Annotated in this window: 3 protein-coding genes; all 3 read left to right on the top strand. The window is 56.2% G+C overall.

Going from position 1 to position 2,250, the window contains the following annotated elements; translation table 11 throughout:
* Positions 1-137: 137 nt before the first annotated feature.
* On the top strand, positions 138-1,247 hold the full coding sequence (locus tag OQZ28_RS17405) for an S-(hydroxymethyl)glutathione dehydrogenase/class III alcohol dehydrogenase (protein ID WP_039733241.1): 1,110 nt from the start codon (positions 138-140) through the stop codon (positions 1,245-1,247).
* A gap of 59 nt (positions 1,248-1,306) precedes the next feature.
* Positions 1,307-1,708, top strand: a complete 402-nt coding sequence (locus OQZ28_RS17400) for a VOC family protein (RefSeq protein WP_039733238.1) — start codon at positions 1,307-1,309, stop codon at positions 1,706-1,708.
* Positions 1,709-1,732: 24 nt separating this feature from the next.
* The coding region (locus OQZ28_RS17395; RefSeq protein WP_458136690.1) for an alpha/beta hydrolase-fold protein at positions 1,733-2,250 on the top strand (518 nt) is incomplete at its 3' end.

Genomic DNA, 2,250 nt, shown 5'->3' with positions numbered 1-2,250 from the left:
CTGCGGGAAGAATTTGTTGAGTGTGCCGGTGATCGTGATGCTGCCAGTGGTTCGATCGAGAATGTGGTGTCACTCGTTCGATCCTATCTCCGGTAATGCCCTCGATGCTGGCTGATAGGTTATTTGGAGAAAAAATCATGAAATCACGGGCCGCAGTTGCTTTCGAGGCGGGTAAGCCCCTTGAGATTGTCGAGATCGATGTAGCGCCTCCTCGTGCTGGTGAGGTGCTCGTGCAGATCACGCATACGGGTGTGTGCCACACTGATGCGTTTACCCTGTCAGGGGATGATCCCGAGGGACTGTTCCCAGCCGTTTTGGGTCACGAAGGCGCGGGAATTGTCATCGAGGTCGGAGAAGGGGTCACCAGCGTTGCCCCCGGCGACCATGTCATTCCGCTTTACACGGCGGAATGCGGTGAATGTCTGTTCTGTAAGTCGGGAAAAACCAATCTCTGCATTTCAGTGCGCGCCACACAGGGTAAAGGCGTGATGCCGGATGGCACGACACGCTTCTCCTACAAAGGTCAGCCGATCCATCATTACATGGGGTGTTCGACGTTCAGCGAATACACGGTTGTCGCCGAGGTTTCTCTGGCAAAAATCAATCCCGCATCCAATCCAGAGCATGTCTGTCTGTTGGGATGTGGCGTCACCACAGGGATTGGTGCGGTACACAACACGGCCAAGGTGCAGCCGGGAGATACGGTTGCCGTCTTCGGTCTGGGCGGGATCGGTCTCGCGGTCATTCAGGGAGCGCGACAGGCAAAGGCTGGCCGGATTTTCGCTATTGATACCAACCCGGAAAAGTTTGAACTTGCCAAAGCATTCGGCGCCACGGAATTCCTCAACCCCAAGGATTATGACAAACCGATTCAGCAGGTTCTTGTGGAAATGACCGGCTGGGGTATTGATCATACATTTGAATGTATCGGAAACGTCAACGTCATGCGCGCGGCGTTAGAAGCCGCGCATCGTGGGTGGGGGCAGTCGATCGTCATCGGGGTGGCAGGGGCCGGTCAGGAAATTTCGACCCGTCCCTTCCAGCTTGTGACGGGGCGTTCGTGGCGCGGCTCGGCTTTCGGTGGGGTCAAGGGACGCAGCCAGCTTCCCGGCATGGTCGAAGATGCCATGCGTGGCGATATCGAACTTGCGCCTTTCGTAACCCACACCATGCCGCTCGAAGACATCAATACGGCCTTCGATCTGATGCATGAAGGAAAATCCATCCGTTCCGTCATTCATTTCTAAGGTCTGCGTCTCACCGCGCAACATCATTTCCAATGGTTGGAAATTACAGGAGAACGATCATGGCAGTTATTTCCGGTGACGGTGTTTTCTCTCATGTTTTTCTTGGGGCAGTGGATACTGCGGTATCCGCGAAATTCTATGACGCCGCGCTTGCGGCTCTGGGCATAAAAAACCTGGGGCCGTTCGGGCATGGGTGGATTCTGTATGGCCGCGAAAAGCCAGCCTTCATCATTGCACGTCCAGGCAACGGTGAAGCGCCCTCAAGCAACGGTGTCACCATCGGTTTTGCAGCAGCGACACCCGCCGAAGTGGAGGCTTTTCATGCCGCAGGTCTTGCCAATGGGGGAGCCGATGAAGGCGCACCCGGTCCGCGAAGCCACTTACCGGGCGCTTACGCTGCCTATCTCCGGGATCCGGCAGGGAACAAGATCTGCACTTATACCTTCACGGACGGTAACTGACATGCGCAAAAGGCAGTGAGAGCCATGGAACGCAAGGAAACACACGCCTCTTTTGGGGGCGTGCAGGAAGTCTGGCGACACAAGTCCGTGTCGTTGGGTGTGGAAGCAAACTTCGCGATCTACCTGCCGCCGCAGGCAAAAACTGAAAAGGTTCCCGTTCTTTACTGGCTCTCCGGTCTGACATGTACGGAGCAGAATTTCATTGGCAAGGCTGGCGCGCAACGCGTGGCCGCAGAACTGGGCATCGCCATTGTCGCGTCGGATACCAGTCCACGGGGCGTGGGTGTGGCTGATGACGATGCGTACGATCTTGGACAGGGTGCCGGATTTTACCTCAATGCGACGCAGGAGCCGTGGGCTGTGCATTATCGGATGTATGATTACGTCGTCACGGAACTTCCTGCGCTGATTGAGGCGAGCTTTCCGGTTACGCAGCAGCGAGGCATTGCGGGACATTCGATGGGTGGATTTGGCGCCATCATGATCGCGCTGCGTAATCCTGGCCGCTATCGTTCTGTGTCAGCCTTTTCACCCATTGTGGC

The sequence above is a fragment of the Komagataeibacter sp. NFXK3 genome, from assembly GCF_054182245.1.
This window is presented reverse-complemented; position numbering and strand designations above follow the sequence as displayed.